A 15,392-nucleotide genomic window follows, 5' to 3' on the forward strand; every position below is an offset into this window, starting at 1 on the left:
TGGGCCGCCCGGTCATCTCCACAGCACTTCCTCACGCCGGGCGGCCGCATTCTTCGGCGCGGACGCGTCAGCAGCCGCGTCAGCAGCCCTGTCACTCGAAGGAGATGCTTCGCAGCACGCTCGCGGTTGCCCGGTCGAGCAGAACGGCCGATGCGCAGCCCTCGGGCGGAAGCCCGCCCTCCACCCGCGCCACCAGTTGGCCCATCGCCCGCCGGTGCCGCCCGAAGGCAGATCCGGAGACCCCGCGGCCGCGGGCGGCCTGACCCTCCAGGGCGACCGTGGGGTCCACGTCCAGCAGCACCAGGTGCAGCCCGCGGCCGGTGCGCCGGGCGTCCCTGGCCAGCCAGCGGCGCACCCAGGGCTGCGAGCCGCAGTCGTGGACGACGACGCTCGCGCCGGAGGTGAGCGCCCGGCGCAGCCCCACGTAGTGGGCGCAGCGGACCAGCGGCCGGTAGACCGCGTACGGCAGCCAGCGGGGCATGCGTCTCTCCCATGCCTCCCGGGTGTTCTGCGAGTCGACCCGCACCACGGCCGCGCCGCTCGGGTCGGCGCCCGGGACCACCCGGTTGATCAGGGTCGACTTGCCGCTGCCGGGCAGCCCCGAGGCGATGATCAGGTCACGCGCCGGGTAGCGCAGCTCCGCCCCCACTCCGCCGCGCAGGTCGTGCACGGCGGAGCGGCGGTCCGGCCGGATTGTGCCGCCCGTTCGCTGCGACGGCGGCTCCTGCGGGGTCCGCTCCTGCCGCGCGGGCAGGGTTCCTCGGGTTGTCGCGTATGTTCCCTGCCCGTGCACCGTGATCGTCCTCCAAGGTCGGTCAAGCGGCTCCGTACCCCGAGAGTGTCAAGAAAAGGTAATGTCCATCAAGGAGGCCCCGGCGCGACCCCGCTCACAGATACGGCGCAAGATCAAGGGTTCCCTTCAGGAGCGGACGTGCGATGATGACCGCGCAAAACTCCATACCGGCCGCTTGAATCCGCGCGGGAGAGTTCTCGTCCACCGGCAGTCCGCCGGTCGTCCGAGGCGCCGAAGGAGCAAGTCCTCCCTTGAATCTCTCAGGCCCCGATACCGCATGGATGAGGCAGATCTGAAAAGCGGGCCGCCGAAGCCGGTGGCTCCACCCAAGGTGCAAGCCCGGCCGTCCCGCCGCGCGGGAGTGGTCACGGCGAACCTCTCAGGTTCCGATGACAGATGGGGAGGACGCAGCGCCGTCCTTGTCGTCCCATCCGCCCCGCCCGTCACTGTCATCGCCGTGATCATGCCCCTGGGAGCCGCACCATGACCGACGCCCCGCCCACGCCCCGCCGCACCGCGCTGGACGCCGTCCACCGTGCGCTCGGCGCCACCATGACCGACTTCGCCGGCTGGGACATGCCGCTGCGGTACGGGAGCGAGCGCGACGAGCACACCGCGGTGCGCACCCGCGCCGGGCTCTTCGACCTCTCCCACATGGGTGAGATCGCTCTCACCGGGCCGCAGGCCGCCGACGCCCTCGACCACGCCCTGGTCGGTCATCTCTCGGCGCTCGCCGTGGGCCGCGCCCGCTACACGATGATCTGCGACGGCGAGGGCGGCATCCTCGACGACCTGATCGTCTACCGGCTCGCCGAGCAGGAGTTCCTGGTCGTGGCCAACGCCTCGAACGCCCAGGTGGTGCTGGACGCGCTGACCGAGCGCGCCACCGGCTTCGACGCCGTCGTACGGGACGACCGCGACGCGTACGCGCTGCTCGCCGTCCAGGGGCCGCAGTCCCCCGGCATCCTCAAGGGCCTCACCGACGCCGACCTGGACGGGCTGAAGTACTACGCGGGGCTGCCCGGCACCGTCGCCGGCGTGGACGCGCTGATCGCCCGTACCGGCTATACCGGCGAGGACGGCTTCGAGCTGTTCGTCGCGCCGGACGACGCCGAGCGGGTCTGGCAGGCGCTGACCGAGGCGGGCGCCCCGGTGGGCCTGGTGCCGTGCGGTCTGTCCTGCCGGGACACGCTGCGCCTCGAGGCGGGGATGCCGCTGTACGGGCACGAGCTGGGCACCGACACGACCCCGTTCGACGCGGGGCTCGGCCGGGTGGTGAAGTTCGGCAAGCCCGGCGACTTCGTCGGCCGCGGGCCGCTGGAGGCCGCCGCGCGCGAGGCCGAGGCGCGGCCGCCGCGCACGCTCGTCGGCCTGGTCGCCGAGGGCCGCCGGGTGCCGCGCGCCGGATACGCCGTGACGGGCCCCGACGGCTCGGAGATCGGCCGGGTCACCTCGGGCGCCCCGTCCCCGACCCTGGGGAAGCCGATCGCCATGGCGTACGTCGACGCGGAGCACGCCGCGCCCGGCAGCCCGGGAGTGTCGGTGGACATCCGCGGTACCCGGGAGCCTTACGAGGTGGTCGCGCTCCCCTTCTACCGCCGCGAGCGCTGAAACCTCTGTCTCACCAGTAAAGACCCGTTTCCCATGCACTCCCCCCTATCCAGGAGAATCGGACCATGAGCAACCCCCAGCAGCTGCGCTACAGCAAGGAGCACGAGTGGCTGTCGGCCGCCGACCAGGACGGCGTGTCGACGATCGGCATCACCGAATACGCGGCCAACGCGCTCGGCGATGTCGTGTACGTCCAGCTCCCGGATGTCGGCTCCGCGGTCGCCGCCGGTGAGACCTGCGGTGAGCTGGAGTCCACGAAGTCGGTCAGCGACCTGTACGCGCCGGTCTCCGGTGAGGTCACCGAAATCAACGAGGACGTGGTGAACGACCCGGCGCTGGTGAATTCCGCCCCCTTCGAGGGCGGCTGGCTGTTCAAGGTGAAGGTGACGGACGAGCCGGACGACCTGCTCTCCGCCGAGGAATACGCCACCTTCTCCAACAACTGACCCTCCTTACTTCGATCGGGACCCTGATGTCGCTTCTGAACAGCTCCCTCCACGAGCTCGACCCGGACGTCGCCGCCGCCGTCGACGCCGAACTCCACCGCCAGCAGTCCACCCTCGAGATGATCGCCTCGGAGAACTTCGCTCCGGCCGCCGTCATGGAGGCCCAGGGCTCGGTCCTGACCAACAAGTACGCCGAGGGCTACCCGGGCCGCCGCTACTACGGCGGGTGTGAGCACGTCGACGTGGTCGAGCAGATCGCCATCGACCGCATCAAGGAACTCTTCGGCGCCGAGGCCGCCAACGTCCAGCCGCACTCCGGCGCCCAGGCCAACGCGGCCGCGATGTTCGCGCTGCTCCAGCCCGGCGACACCATCCTGGGGCTGAACCTGGCCCACGGCGGCCACCTCACCCACGGCATGAAGATCAACTTCTCCGGCAAGCTCTACAACGTGGTGCCCTACCACGTGGACGCCGAGACCGGTCTGGTCGACATGGACGAGGTCGAGCGGCTGGCCAAGGAGCACCGCCCCAAGCTGGTCATCGCCGGCTGGTCGGCGTACCCGCGTCAGCTGGACTTCGCCGCCTTCCGCCGCATCGCCGACGAGGTCGGCGCGTACCTGATGGTCGACATGGCCCACTTCGCCGGCCTGGTGGCGGCGGGTCTGCACCCCTCCCCCGTACCGCACGCCCATGTCGTGACCACCACCACCCACAAGACCCTGGGCGGTCCGCGCGGCGGCGTCATCCTCTCCACCGCCGAGCTGGCCAAGAAGATCAACTCCGCGGTCTTCCCCGGCCAGCAGGGCGGCCCGCTGGAGCACGTGATCGCGGCCAAGGCGGTGTCCTTCAAGGTCGCGGCCGGTTCCGCGTTCAAGGAGCGCCAGGAGCGCACGGTCGAGGGCGCCAAGATCCTCGCCGAGCGGCTGACCCGGGCGGACGTGACCGAGGTGGGCGTCTCCGTCCTGTCCGGCGGCACCGACGTGCACCTCGTCCTGGTCGACCTGCGCAACTCCGAGCTGGACGGCAAGCAGGCCGAGGACCGCCTCCACGAGGTCGGCATCACGGTCAACCGCAACGCCATCCCGAACGACCCGCGGCCCCCGATGGTCACCTCGGGTCTGCGGATCGGCACCCCGGCGCTCGCCACCCGCGGCTTCACCGCCGAGGACTTCCGCGAGGTCTCGGACATCATCGCCGAGGCGCTGAAGCCCGAATACGACGCCGAGGCGCTGAAGGCGCGGGTCACCGCCCTCGCCGACAAGCACCCGCTGTACCCGCACCTGTCGAAGTAAGCCGGGTCCCGGCCTCCTGGGGCCCGGACCTCGGGGGGCGCGCCCACCCGGCGCGCCCCCCGCACCGCACCACCCGCACGCGCACCCCCACGTGCAGACGAAGGAGTCCCCGGTGGCCATCTCCGTATTCGATCTCTTCTCGATCGGCATCGGCCCGTCCAGCTCGCACACCGTCGGCCCCATGCGGGCGGCGCGGATGTTCGTCGGGCGACTGAAGAACGAGGGGCTGCTGGCCCCCACCGCCTCGGTGCGGGCGGAGCTGTTCGGCTCCCTCGGCGCCACCGGCCACGGCCACGGCACCCCCAAGGCCGTCCTCCTCGGCCTGGAGGGCCACTCCCCGCGCACCGTCGACGTCGAGTCCGCCGACGGCGAGGTCGAGCGCATCCGCACCACCAAGCGGCTGCGACTGCTCGCCACCGAGGTCGAGGGCGGCCACGAGATCGACTTCGACGAGTCCGACCAGCTGATACTGCACCGCCGCCGGTCCCTGCCGTACCACGCCAACGGCATGACGCTCTTCGCGTACGACGAGACCGGCCATCCGCTGCTGGAGAAGACCTACTACTCGGTCGGCGGCGGCTTCGTCGTCGACGAGGACGCGGTCGGCGAGGACCGCATCAAGCTCGACGACACCGTCCTGAAGTACTCCTTCCGCACCGGCGACGAGCTGCTGCGGCTCTCCCGCGAGACCGGTCTGTCCATCTCCGCGCTGATGCTGGAGAACGAGAAGGCGTGGCGCACGGAGGAGGAGATCCGGGCGGGGCTGCTGGAGATCTGGCGGGTCATGGAGTCCTGCGTCTCCCGCGGGCTGACGCAGGAGGGCATCCTGCCGGGCGGGCTGAAGGTCCGCCGCCGCGCGGCCAACGCCGCCCGCGCCCTGCGCTCCGAGGGCGACGCGGCCGCGCGTGCGATGGAGTGGGTGACCCTGTACGCGATGGCGGTCAACGAGGAGAACGCCGCCGGGGGCCGTGTCGTGACCGCCCCGACCAACGGCGCCGCCGGGATCATCCCGGCCGTCCTGCACTACTACACCCGCTTCGTCCCCGGCGCGGACGAGGAGGGCGTCATCCGCTTCCTGCTCGCCGCGGGCGCCATCGGCATGCTCTTCAAGGAGAACGCGTCGATCTCCGGTGCCGAGGTCGGCTGCCAGGGCGAGGTCGGCTCCGCCTGCTCGATGGCCGCCGGTGGCCTGGCCGAGGTGCTGGGCGGCAGCCCCGAGCAGGTCGAGAACGCCGCCGAGATCGGCATGGAACACAACCTGGGCCTGACCTGCGACCCGGTCGGCGGTCTGGTGCAGATCCCCTGCATCGAGCGCAACGGCATGGCGGCGGTCAAGGCCGTCACCGCCGCGCGGATGGCGCTGCGCGGCGACGGCCGCCACCATGTGTCCCTGGACAAGGTCATCAAGACCATGAAGGACACCGGCGCCGACATGAAGGTCAAGTACAAGGAGACGGCGCGGGGCGGGCTCGCGGTCAACGTCATCGAGTGCTGAGGGCAAGCCGGTGACGTCGGCTGATCCTCCGGCGATACGGGTGCCGGTCGGGGACGGCGCGGAGCGCTGGACGAGCCGTGCGGCGAGCCGGCGCGTCCTGCTCGTCGTGCACAACGTCACCTCCGCCGGGCGGCTGCTGGACGTACTGCCGCTGTTCCACGACGACTTCCGGGTGCAGCTCCTGGTCACCTCGACGGAGTCGTCCGCGTTCCAGGGCGGGATACGGGAGCTGTTCGCGGAGCTGGGGCTTCCGGTGCTGCCGTGGGAACAGGCGCTGGCGACGCCGGTGGATCTCGCGGTCTCCGCGAGCTTCGGGGGTCGGCTGAGCGATCTGCGCGGCAAGCTGACCGTCCTGTCGCACGGGGTCGGCTACACGAAGCGGCTCTTGCTTCCCGGGCCTGGGGTACGGAGTCGCGAGCCCACGTTCGGCCTGTCGCCGGAGTGGCTGCTCGTGGACGGGCGGCCCTTCGTGGACGGGCTCGTCCTGTCCCACCCGGAGCAGCTGGAGCGGCTGCGCCGCGTCTGCCCCGAGGCCGAGCCCGCGTCGGTGCTGGCCGGTGACCCCTGCTTCGACCGCATGCTCGCCGCCGAGCCGCACCGGGAGCGGTTCCGGCGCGCGCTGGGGGTGCGGCGGGGGCAGCGCCTCGTCGTGCTGAACTCCACCTGGAACCCGGAGGGTTTCTTCGGCAACGGCGGCGGCCAGGACGTCCTGCCCGGGCTGCTGCCCCGGCTCGCCGCCGAACTGCCCGCCGACGACTACCGGCTGGCGGCCGTGCTGCACCCCAACATCTGGTACGGCCACGGCCCCGGCCAGCTCCGCGTCTGGCTGGACCGGGCCCTGCGCGGCGGGCTGACCCTCATCGACCCCGTGCACGCCTGGCGGCAGGCCCTGCTGGCCGCCGATGCCGTCGTCGGGGACTTCGGGGCGGTCTCGTACTACGCGGCCGCCCTGGGGATTCCCGTGCTGCTGGCGTCCGCCGCGCAGGACCGGCTCGATCCGGAAGCCCCGGTGGCGGCGTTCGTCCGGGACGCGCCGCAGCTCGATCCGCGCGGCCCGCTGCGGGACCAGGTGGAGCGGCTGTTGGCGGGCCACCGCCGGGCCGCGGGCCCCGCCGAGTTCACCAGCTCGGCGCCCGGCGCGTCGGCGGCGCTGCTGCGGCGGCACTTCTACGCGCTGATGGACCTGCCCGAACCCGCTTCTTCTGCTCTGCTGGAGCCGCTGCCCCTGCCGCGCTACGACCCGCCGCGGCGTACGGCACCCCTGAACGTCCGTACCCGGGTCAGCGGGCCCGACGTCTGGCTCGAACGCACCACGGGCCACCCGTACGGGGCGCGCGGCGACGCCCATCTCGCCGTCCACGAGGACACCCGCGACCCCGGCGACCTGACCCGCGCCGACGTGATCCTGCGCGAGGGCCCACCGGACGATCCGCGCCTGGGCGGCGCGGCGGGCTGGACTGCTGAGGTGCTGGGGCGGTACCCAGGGTGTGCGGTGGCCGCGTACGTGACGGGGCCGGACGAGTGTGTGGTGCGGGCGCGGGGCTGTGGTGACCTGCTCGTGTTGTCGGGTGCGGACGCGGACCCCGAGGCGTACGCCTCGGCGCTGTACGCGTGGCAGGCGGGCGGTGCTGCTGTGCCCGCTGCGCTGCGGGTGCACGTGGGTGGTGGGGTGCACGTGGTGCGGGTGGTGCGCGGGTGACGTGTGGTGGGTGCCGGTGGCGGGCGGCCGGTTGTGGGCAATCGTTCCGCAGGCCACCGGCCCGCTCCCCGGGCGTTACGCCTCGCAGCGCAGGCGTAGGCGGGACAGGTAGGCCAGGTGGGGAGCCGCCTGTTCCGGGGTGAGGAGGCGTTCCGCTTCGGTGATCCGCGTCAGGGCGTCCGCGTCGGCTCCGGCGTCGTGGAGGGTCTCGGCGAGGTCCGTGAGGGTGCGGGCCAGGTTGTAGGACTCGCCGCGCTCGGCGAAGAAGTCCCGGGCGCTCTCCAGCCGGTCGCGGGACTCGGTCAGGTCGCCCATGCCGCGCAGGGCGCGCCCCTGGTGGCGCTTGATCAGGGCGAGAGCGCGCGGCAGGTCGCGGGCGCCCTCGTCGTCGGGGCCGATGCGCCCGTACACGCCCTCGGCCTCGGCGAACCGCTCGTACGCCGCCTCCCACCGCCACTGGTACAGGCACAGCAGGCCCAGCATCTCCACGGACGACGCCTCGCCCCGCAGATGGCCTGCCGCGTGCTCGGCGGCGACGGCGGCGCGGACCGCGCGTTCGGCTCCGTTCCACTGCCGCAGCTCGCCAAGGCAGTGGCCGAGCTGGAAGTGCAGGGCGCCCGCGAGGCGGGTGCCGGGGTGGTGCTCGTCGGCGCTGCGGGCTGCGATGCGGAGGGCGGGCAGGGCCTCGTCGACCTTTCCGGCCTTCAGCTGGAGCGGCCACAGCGCGCGGGCCAGGCGGAGGGCAGTGGCGATGTGCTGGTACTCCTCGGCGACGGAGACCGCCTGGACCAGGTTGCCCGCCTCGGCGAGCAGCACCGTCATGCCGTCGGCCTCGTCGCCGCAGGGGGTGCCGTCGGCGGGGGCGGGCTCGGTGCGCCAGCTCTGCGGGAGGGCGGCGTGGGCGGCGTGCAGCGCGCGATTGAGCAGGCCGTCGAGCGTCCGGGAGACCGCCGCTGAGCACTCCGGGATGCCGTGTTCCGGTCCCGCGGCGTCGGCCAGGTGGCGGCGCACCTCGGGGCGGAAGCGGTAACGGCCGTCCCCCATGGGCTCCATGAGCTGGACGTCCGCCGCCTCGGCGAGCATCCGGGCGGCGTCCTCCGGGGCGACGTCGGCGGCCGTCCCGGCCAACCGGGCGTCGATGGCGGGCCAGCCGCCGAGCGCGGTCAGGCAGCACAGCCGCGCCGCCTCCGGCCGGAGGCGGCGGCAGGCGTCCTCGGCGGTGCCGCGCACCGGATGCCGGTCGATGCCGGAGGTGACGGGCGCGTCACCGTTCAGCAGGCGCAGCGCGGCGGCCTTCAGCGCGAAGGCGTTGCCCGCGCAGCCGTCCAGCAGGGCGGGCATGTGCGGCTTGGCGCGCGCGACCGGCTCCGGGCCCGCCACCTTGCGCAGCAGCTGGACCGCGTCCCGGTCCTTCAGCGGGGGTACGGCGATCCGCTCGGCCTCCATGAAGAACGCCGGACCGGACGCGACCACCAGCAGGAACACCTCAGGGGTGGCCGGGATGAGGCCACGGACCTGCGCGGCCGAGGAAGCGTGGTCGATCACCACGAGCGCGCGGCGGCCCGCCGTCAGCGTCCGGTACGCCTCCTCGCGGCCCGCCTCCGTGGGCGGCATGCTGCCGGGCTCGACGCCCATCTGCCGCAGCAGGCGCAGCAGGACGGCGGCGGGTTCGAGGCCGTGCTCGCCGGGGGCGTCGCGGACGTCGACGTAGAACTGCCCGTCGGGGTACTGCGCGATCCGGTCGGCGCCCCAGTGCAGCGCCACCGCGCTGGTGCCGATGCCGGGCGGCCCGTACAGCAGCGCGGACTGACGGTCGGTGAAGTCCCGCGTGGCGGGCGGCAGTCCCGGGCCCGGCCGCAGGGCCACCTCCGGCAGGCTCCGCCGCAGCAGCGCGAACTCGTCGTTCCGCCGTGGGTCCTCACTGAGGTGCGGATGCATCTGACGCGCCAGCAGCTCCCACCCCTCCGGGCTGCTCGGCAGCGGCGTCTCCCGCCCCAGGGTCCGCCGCACCAGCGCGCCCGTCGAGACGAGCACCTGCTTGCCGACCTCCCCGGCGGCGCCGTTGCCGACCGCCGTGAGGAACGCGGTGAGCGCACTCACCGTCACGATCTCGAACACACCAGCCCCTCCCATGACCCCGGCCCGGTCCCTGGCCGGACTGTATCCCCCTGGCGACCCCCGCGAGGGCCATGCCCCCGCCCGATATCCGCGACCGTACTTCCGGCGACGCCCGCATCCGCGCGGCCTGATGGGTGGTCATCCCCCGCACAGGGCCCGGTGTGCGCGGCCGGCGGGAGCGACAAAATCATGATCAGCACCCTGGCCGCGACCGATGACCAGCGGCTTCCCGGCCTGGCGGGGCTCAGATCTGGCCGAGGTCGACTTCCACCGGGAACGGAGCCGCAACCTTCACCACGCCTGTGAACACGTCTCCCTCACGATAGGCCCTGCTCGCGGGGTCGAGGACGTAGGTGTACACCAGCGGTACCCCGGTGGCGGCCTGCTCGATCCGCCAATAGAAGGCGATCCCCGCTTTCGCGTACTGATCGACCTTGACGATCCGGTCGGTGGTCTCCGAACCCGGCGACACGACCTCGGCGACCAGCACCACATGCTCGGGACGGGTGGGCGTGACGTCGATCGTCTCCGCGCGGTACACGACCACGTCGGGACGGCGATTGGTGAGCGGAACGTCCTGGAGCCGGACGTCGAAGTCCGTATCGGCGTTCCAGTCGGGCCCCGACGCGTCCTCCAGGGCGTTCGCGAGGATCCGGGCCAGGCGGTTGTGCCGCTTGGACGCGCTGGGGCTCACGACGACCATCCCGTCCACGATCTCGACACCCGCGCACTGCTCCTCGGACCAGGAGTCGTACTGCTCGGCCGTGATCTGCTCGTGCATCCACGCGGGAGCGACCATCTCGGCGGTCATGACTCACCTCCATGAACCTGCGCGACGGGCCTGCTGTCATCGGGGGTCAGCCTACCGGGGCCGGGCCCCCCATTCCGAAGTCAGTGATCCTCGCCCCAGAGGGGTTGACCTCCCAGATGCCGCTCGATGACGTGCGCGATGTCAATGAGCCACTGTCTCAGCGGCACTCCGTCCGGAGGGCTGACACCCATGCCCAGCGCCGCGACCGCCCGGCGGAGCTCCTGGCCGCTTTCCGCCATGGCCAGCAACTGGGGGATCTCCTCGCGTGCCTGCCTCAGGTCATCCTGGGGATTTCCGCACAGGTAGTCCTCCAGGGCCTCGCGATACGACGAGTATTCGTACGAGAAGTCCTGGTGGAAGTAGCCGCCGATGAGCTGGTTGAGCTCAGGGAAACACTCTTCCCACTCCCAACCCATTTGCGGAGCCTGTGCGGAATGGTCACCGGGCTTCTGCTGGGAAGCACGGATGTGATCCCGTGCGATACTCAGAGATTCCTCGACTCCCCTCCCCTCCGTGGGGCGCACTTGAGGCATCAGGTCCACCTCATCGGCAATTTCAGGGGAAAACAAACCTACGCTGAGCAGGTCATCGAGCTCTTGGAGGACGCGGACACCGCGCTGCGGGAACCGCGAGATGACACGCAGATACCCTTCCAAGGCGGGACCCGGCCTGGTCGGAGTGTCGGTAAACGCATAGTCCGCGTGAGTGTACGCGCGGAGCAGGTTTTGAATCTCGTGGAATCGGTGGCCCGGCGCGGGAGGGTGGGGCATGGAGATCCCTTTCGGGAGGAAGCGGTTCAAGGAACAGGGTAGGACGTCAGCACCCGGTACCCCGATGCCGCCGATGGGTCACGCTTGAGAATAACCTTCACCTTGTTCACCCAGCTCGGGGCATCTCCTCTCAGATAGCTCTCCCTGGTGAGCGTCAGTCCTGTGTTCTCATTGAATGCTGTCTCAGGCAGTATGAGCTTCGGTTTCGAGCCCCTGAGCCAATCCGTGATCGAACTCTGCTGACGAGCCAGAACCTCGTCCACGAATCGCTGAGCGGATTTCTCGTCGACGAAGCGGGAGTCGGCCTCAATGTTCGGCTGCGACCTCAGTCGGCTCCGCATATCACGAGTCGTCTTCTCCACATGGCGTTCGATGGTGTGAGATCCATTCTTCCCCTCATCCCCCTTGATGTCGGCACGGTGTTCCTGCCTCGTCTTACCCTTACGTTTTTCCCGAGGCCAGGCGTTCCAGCCATCAGGGTTTCCTCCCGCCCCGGCTCCGGCAACGCCCATCAGGACGACGCCCAGCGTGCCGTAGACCGCCGCGTGGACTGCCGCCTCGCGGGTGATGGCGAAGGCGCCTGCCCGGGCGGCGCCGGTTGCCAGGGCCAGGCCGAGGCCGCCGCCGGGTGGGAGGAGGGCCAGGAGGGACAGCAGGAGGAGGGCGAAGCCCAGGTAGGTGGCGAAGTCGTGCAGCGCGTCCAGGAGGTGGAGGTTGCGGATCACGGGGGCGGAGGGAGCCGTACCGTCGGCCAGGCGCAGGAGCAGCAGCGCGCCCACGACGCAGCCGCCCGCCGCGGTCCAGAGCCGGAGGCGGATGAGGGCCAGCACCTCGCCGTGGGGGAAGGCGCGGGTCGCCCGCCAGGCGCGCAGGAGGCGGGCGAGTTGCCAGGCGGCCCAGAGGAGGCCCGCGGCCCCGAAGCCGATGAGGACGTACGGTCCACTGCCCGAGGTGAGGTAGCGCTGTAACTCCGCCCCGGCGGGGAAGGAGCCGATCGCCAACAGGGCCAGGGCCGGGAGGGCCAGGGCGAGGGGGATGAGCACGAGCCATACGCGCCGCGGGTCGCGCAGACCACGGGCGGCCTGCGCCACGGACCGTAAGCCGACGCCCCGCCAGGCGGTGTCGCGGTCGGAGGCGTCGATCTGGGCGGCGGACCAGGCGACCGTACGGTGCAACGACTCGGCGCCGGGGTACGGCGCCACGCCGCCCGCCACCCCGTACAGCAGCGACCGCCGCAGCCGCGCGAACCTCAGCGCGATCAGCGTGGACCAGGGCACGCACCACGCCCCGTACGCCGCGAGCGCGCTCAGGCCGGAGCGCCCGGCCCGCTCGGCGGGCAGCAGGACGTCCGGCGCGTAACGCTTGCCGCGCCGCAACTGCCGCAGGTCGGCCGCCATGGCGACCGCCAGGCACACCAGCGGTACGGCCCACAGCACCCCCTCGAACGCGTCGACCCGCGACGCCGCGTCCCGGTCGGCCGGGTGCGCGGCGGCGTAGTTGGTCAGCATGTGCAGCACGGACGCGGCGACCGGCGGCAGCAGGCCGAGGACCCGTGTCCAGCCCCTCGTACGCAGCAGCACCCCGACGCCGAGCGCGGCGAGGGCCGTGTACACCAGGTGCGGGCTGGCGCCCACCTCCGGGGTGCGGTCGCCGAGTTCCAACGCCCCCTGCGGGGCGGGGAACCACGCGGAGAAGACCCGCTCGGCGCCCGGGATGTACGGCGCCCGCAGGCTGTCGGGGATGAGCCAGCCACCCGCCGGGTGCGGGATCGCCCGCCCCGCGTCCAGCCCGTACCGCGCCACGGCTTCAAGGAGCCCGAATCCGGCCCCGAGCGCCGCGCCCAGCACGACGAAATCCGTGAGCCCGGCCTGTCGGCGGAACCGGACGTTCCACGCCATCAGCAGCAGCGGCGCGAGCTTCATCAGCTCTTCGATGACCGGGTCGACGGTGTAGCTGGCGGTCCGCACGACCTCGGCCAGCGGCTCCCCGGCGTTCTCGGCGACCCCGCGCGTGTACGCCAACTCCAGCAGCGCCGCCGCGACCCCGCACCCGTACACACCGGCGGCGACCGCCAACAGCACCGTGGACACCCGCACCGACCGCGTCGGCGACGACAGCACCAGCAGCTGCCCCACCCCGTACACGGTCGCGGCCACCATGAATACGGCCACGCCCAGCCCCCCAACGGATGTTCGATCCGGGAGGCGAGGCTAGGGGTTGATCATGGCCGCGACAAGGGTCCCGTCAGTCGGCTCGCGATCTCCTCGGCGGTCGCCACCAAGGCGAAGCCTTTGCGCAGGACGGCGAGTTCGGGTTCCTGCATGGACTCGTCATCGGTGGCCGTGACGTCGGCTCCGAACACGACCTTGTAGCCGCGCTCGTACGCCTGCCGGGCCGTGGTGCCGCAGCAGTAGTTGGTGAGCGTTCCCGTGACGATGACCGTGTCGCGACCGAGGTTGCGCAGCATCGTGTCGAGCGGGGTGTCATAGAAGGCGCCGTAGGACGGCTTGCGGATCAGGGCCTCGTCGGCGCGGTGGCCCATCTGGTCCCACACCGTCGCGGGCCCCGGCCGCCGCCAGTCGGTGCCGGAATGCGGAAGGTGTCGCAGGGCGTGCGGCCGGTCCAGGCCGAGATGCGTGTCGTCGAAGATGGTCCAGATGACCGGGACGGAGGCGTTACGGCACGTCTCGACGAGTCGGCGCAGCCTCGGCGCCATCCGCGTCGCCGCCGGTACCCAGTAGGGGCTCCAGCCGGGGCGTACGAATTCGTCCTGCATGTCGATGACCAGCAGCGCCGTGTGCTCGGACCGTATGCCGAACGTCGCCCGGCCGTGCTCGTAGGCGTCACGTGCCCGCGCGGTCACCCACTCCTCGGTATAGCTCACAACCTACCTCGATTCGAGATACCTCGTTTCGATGTGCGAGGGTAGCAGCATGCTGGAACTCGCGATCCTGGGATTCCTGGCCGACGGCCCACTGCACGGATACCAACTGCGCCGCCTCATCGCGCACTTGTCCGGCCACTCCCGGCCGGTCAGCGACGGCAGCCTCTACCCGGCGATCAACCGGCTGGTCAAGGCCGGGCTGTTGGGCCGGCGCACCGAGCCGGGAGCCTCGGCCGCCCAGCGGCACACCGTGAGCCTGACCGCCGAGGGCCGCACCGAGCTGTTGCACCGGCTCCGGGAGCCCGACGAGCTGGACATCAGCGACAGCAGCCGGTACTTCACGATCCTGGCGTTCCTCTCCCAGCTGCCCGACACCGCCGACCAGCACGCCGTGCTGCGCCGACGGCTGGAGTTCCTGGAACAGCCCGCGAGCTTCTTCCACGACGGCAACCGCCCACTGCGTGCCGAGGACACCGACGACCCCTACCGCCGCGGCATGCTCCTCATCTCCCGCGCCACCAGCCAGGCCGAACGGTCCTGGCTGAGGGAGCAACTGGGGTGATGCCGCTGACGTCGTTCTCGTGGCCAGGTGAGAGGTTCCGCTGAGGGGGAACCCATAGAGCCGTGGCGGCGGGCGCTGGGGTTTCTGACCGGGCCGGGCGGATCGCGCTCCGCTGGGCCACCTTCCAGCTCCCCTTCCACCTGGTCGACTACGTGATCGCGCACGAGCCGGGGGAGCGCCGGGCGGGACGAAGGGCCGACGCTCCCCTCCCCGGCATCAGTGACGCCCGCGCGCGCTGGCGGACGCTCCGCCGAACAGGCGCGCGAGGGCACGGAAGGGCAGGGTGACGACAGTGGCGATGGCGCCTCCGATGGCGCGCAGTACATCAGCGATGGCCTTGAACACGGCGGGGCCTTTCTCGAATCCGGGTGTGGGTCAGTCGTTCCGTCCTGTGGGACCGAACAGGTGACCCAGTCCCGCTCGCCGAAACATTCTGCTCTCGCTCCCCACCGACACGCCGTCATCACCGGCCAGGACGTCGACGCGCTCCCCTTCCCGGCACGTTTGACACGGCCCAAAGGGGAAACTCGCCGGAGACCATGATCCCCAAGCCCGAACGATGACCGGAAACGGCCAGCGCCCGGTCCGGTGGAGATATTGCGTGCGGCGGGACGCGGGCCACCGGGCTGCGCCGCACGGTACTGGCCTGGCTCGGGAGCCATGGTCTGGCGCGATGCGTCCGCAGGGCACCCCCGCCCGTTTCGAACGGCGGGTCGGCGACAACCATCACCACTTCGTGTGCCGGGATTGTGGCCGCACCGAGGACGTGGAATGCGTGGTGGGCGCGGCTCCGTGCCTCACGGCCGAGCAGGATGCCCACTATGTGGTGGACGAGGCGGAGATCACGTTCTGGGGACGGTGTCCTTCCTGCGCGGAGGGTGCCGCCCCCGCCGTCTGACCTGCGGGCGCCC

General features: G+C 71.7%; 14 protein-coding genes and 1 riboswitch. Of the genes, 7 read left to right on the plus strand and 7 right to left on the minus strand.

The window, feature by feature from the left end; genetic code table 11:
* Positions 1-91: 91 nt before the first annotated feature.
* Positions 92-799, minus strand: coding sequence for an AAA family ATPase (locus ACH4TL_RS01275; RefSeq protein WP_398322881.1), 708 nt, complete (start codon positions 797-799; stop codon positions 92-94).
* Positions 800-969: 170 nt separating this feature from the next.
* Positions 970-1,079: riboswitch (glycine riboswitch) on the plus strand.
* Positions 1,080-1,276: 197 nt separating this feature from the next.
* On the opposite strand from ACH4TL_RS01275, the gene gcvT reads away from it, so the two are divergent.
* The 5 genes from gcvT (at position 1,277) to ACH4TL_RS01300 (ending at position 7,336) form a co-directional block, all read left to right on the plus strand.
* Positions 1,277-2,404, plus strand: a complete 1,128-nt coding sequence (gcvT, locus tag ACH4TL_RS01280) for a glycine cleavage system aminomethyltransferase GcvT (RefSeq protein ID WP_398322188.1) — start codon at positions 1,277-1,279, stop codon at positions 2,402-2,404.
* A 65-nt stretch (positions 2,405-2,469) separates the two neighbouring features.
* Entirely contained in the window at positions 2,470-2,850 is a 381-nt protein-coding gene (gene gcvH, locus ACH4TL_RS01285) for a glycine cleavage system protein GcvH (RefSeq protein WP_398322185.1), read from the plus strand.
* Between the two features lie 26 nt (positions 2,851-2,876).
* On the plus strand, positions 2,877-4,142 hold the full coding sequence (glyA, locus tag ACH4TL_RS01290; RefSeq protein WP_398322182.1) for a serine hydroxymethyltransferase: 1,266 nt from the start codon (positions 2,877-2,879) through the stop codon (positions 4,140-4,142).
* 112 nt (positions 4,143-4,254) lie between these two features.
* Positions 4,255-5,637 (plus strand): L-serine ammonia-lyase, encoded by a 1,383-nt coding sequence (locus tag ACH4TL_RS01295; RefSeq protein ID WP_398425124.1) that lies wholly within the window; start codon positions 4,255-4,257, stop codon positions 5,635-5,637.
* Between the two features lie 10 nt (positions 5,638-5,647).
* On the plus strand, positions 5,648-7,336 hold the full coding sequence (locus ACH4TL_RS01300) for a hypothetical protein (protein ID WP_398313646.1): 1,689 nt from the start codon (positions 5,648-5,650) through the stop codon (positions 7,334-7,336).
* A gap of 75 nt (positions 7,337-7,411) precedes the next feature.
* Here the strand turns inward: ACH4TL_RS01300 and ACH4TL_RS01305 are convergent, their stop codons facing one another.
* The 5 genes from ACH4TL_RS01305 to ACH4TL_RS01325 all read right to left on the minus strand — a co-directional run bounded on the left by ACH4TL_RS01305 (position 7,412) and on the right by ACH4TL_RS01325 (position 13,898).
* Positions 7,412-9,454 (minus strand): ATP-binding protein, encoded by a 2,043-nt coding sequence (locus tag ACH4TL_RS01305; RefSeq protein ID WP_398313644.1) that lies wholly within the window; start codon positions 9,452-9,454, stop codon positions 7,412-7,414.
* Between the two features lie 244 nt (positions 9,455-9,698).
* A complete protein-coding gene (locus ACH4TL_RS01310; RefSeq protein WP_398313642.1) occupies positions 9,699-10,265 on the minus strand; it encodes a Uma2 family endonuclease in 567 nt (188 codons plus the stop codon).
* 80 nt (positions 10,266-10,345) lie between these two features.
* Positions 10,346-11,035 carry a contact-dependent growth inhibition system immunity protein gene (locus ACH4TL_RS01315; RefSeq protein WP_398425126.1) on the minus strand — a complete coding sequence of 230 codons (690 nt, stop codon included), beginning with the start codon at positions 11,033-11,035 and terminating at the stop codon, positions 10,346-10,348.
* Positions 11,036-11,061: 26 nt separating this feature from the next.
* Positions 11,062-13,206: an RNase A-like domain-containing protein gene (locus ACH4TL_RS01320; RefSeq protein ID WP_398313639.1), complete on the minus strand. Its 2,145-nt coding sequence runs from the start codon at positions 13,204-13,206 to the stop codon at positions 11,062-11,064.
* A gap of 50 nt (positions 13,207-13,256) precedes the next feature.
* Positions 13,257-13,898 carry a cysteine hydrolase family protein gene (locus tag ACH4TL_RS01325; RefSeq protein WP_398313637.1) on the minus strand — a complete coding sequence of 214 codons (642 nt, stop codon included), beginning with the start codon at positions 13,896-13,898 and terminating at the stop codon, positions 13,257-13,259.
* Positions 13,899-13,968: 70 nt separating this feature from the next.
* Between ACH4TL_RS01325 and ACH4TL_RS01330 the strand changes: the two genes are divergently transcribed.
* Complete coding sequence (locus ACH4TL_RS01330; protein WP_398313635.1) at positions 13,969-14,481, plus strand: PadR family transcriptional regulator; 513 nt, start codon at positions 13,969-13,971, stop codon at positions 14,479-14,481.
* 216 nt (positions 14,482-14,697) lie between these two features.
* Here the strand turns inward: ACH4TL_RS01330 and ACH4TL_RS01335 are convergent, their stop codons facing one another.
* Positions 14,698-14,826, minus strand: coding sequence for an LPFR motif small protein (locus ACH4TL_RS01335; protein ID WP_398313633.1), 129 nt, complete (start codon positions 14,824-14,826; stop codon positions 14,698-14,700).
* 328 nt (positions 14,827-15,154) lie between these two features.
* Here ACH4TL_RS01335 and ACH4TL_RS01340 point away from each other — a divergent pair, with 328 nt between their 5' ends.
* Complete coding sequence (locus ACH4TL_RS01340) at positions 15,155-15,379, plus strand: Fur family transcriptional regulator (RefSeq protein ID WP_398313631.1); 225 nt, start codon at positions 15,155-15,157, stop codon at positions 15,377-15,379.
* Positions 15,380-15,392: the final 13 nt, after the last annotated feature.

The organism is Streptomyces sp. NPDC021115 (assembly GCF_044333065.1).
In the GTDB taxonomy this organism is placed as follows: domain Bacteria; phylum Actinomycetota; class Actinomycetes; order Streptomycetales; family Streptomycetaceae; genus Streptomyces.

Bases quoted from the DNA above. Each gene is read 5' to 3' on its own strand.
- gcvT (WP_398322188.1), top strand. From the start codon at position 1,277: ATGACCGACGCCCCGCCCACGCCCCGCCGCACCGCGCTGGACGCCGTC.
- gcvH (WP_398322185.1), top strand. From the start codon at position 2,470: ATGAGCAACCCCCAGCAGCTGCGCTACAGCAAGGAGCACGAGTGGCTG.
- glyA (WP_398322182.1), top strand. From the start codon at position 2,877: ATGTCGCTTCTGAACAGCTCCCTCCACGAGCTCGACCCGGACGTCGCC.
- ACH4TL_RS01310 (WP_398313642.1), bottom strand. From the start codon at position 10,265: ATGACCGCCGAGATGGTCGCTCCCGCGTGGATGCACGAGCAGATCACG.
- ACH4TL_RS01315 (WP_398425126.1), bottom strand. From the start codon at position 11,035: ATGCCCCACCCTCCCGCGCCGGGCCACCGATTCCACGAGATTCAAAAC.
- ACH4TL_RS01330 (WP_398313635.1), top strand. From the start codon at position 13,969: ATGCTGGAACTCGCGATCCTGGGATTCCTGGCCGACGGCCCACTGCAC.
- ACH4TL_RS01340 (WP_398313631.1), top strand. From the start codon at position 15,155: ATGCGTCCGCAGGGCACCCCCGCCCGTTTCGAACGGCGGGTCGGCGAC.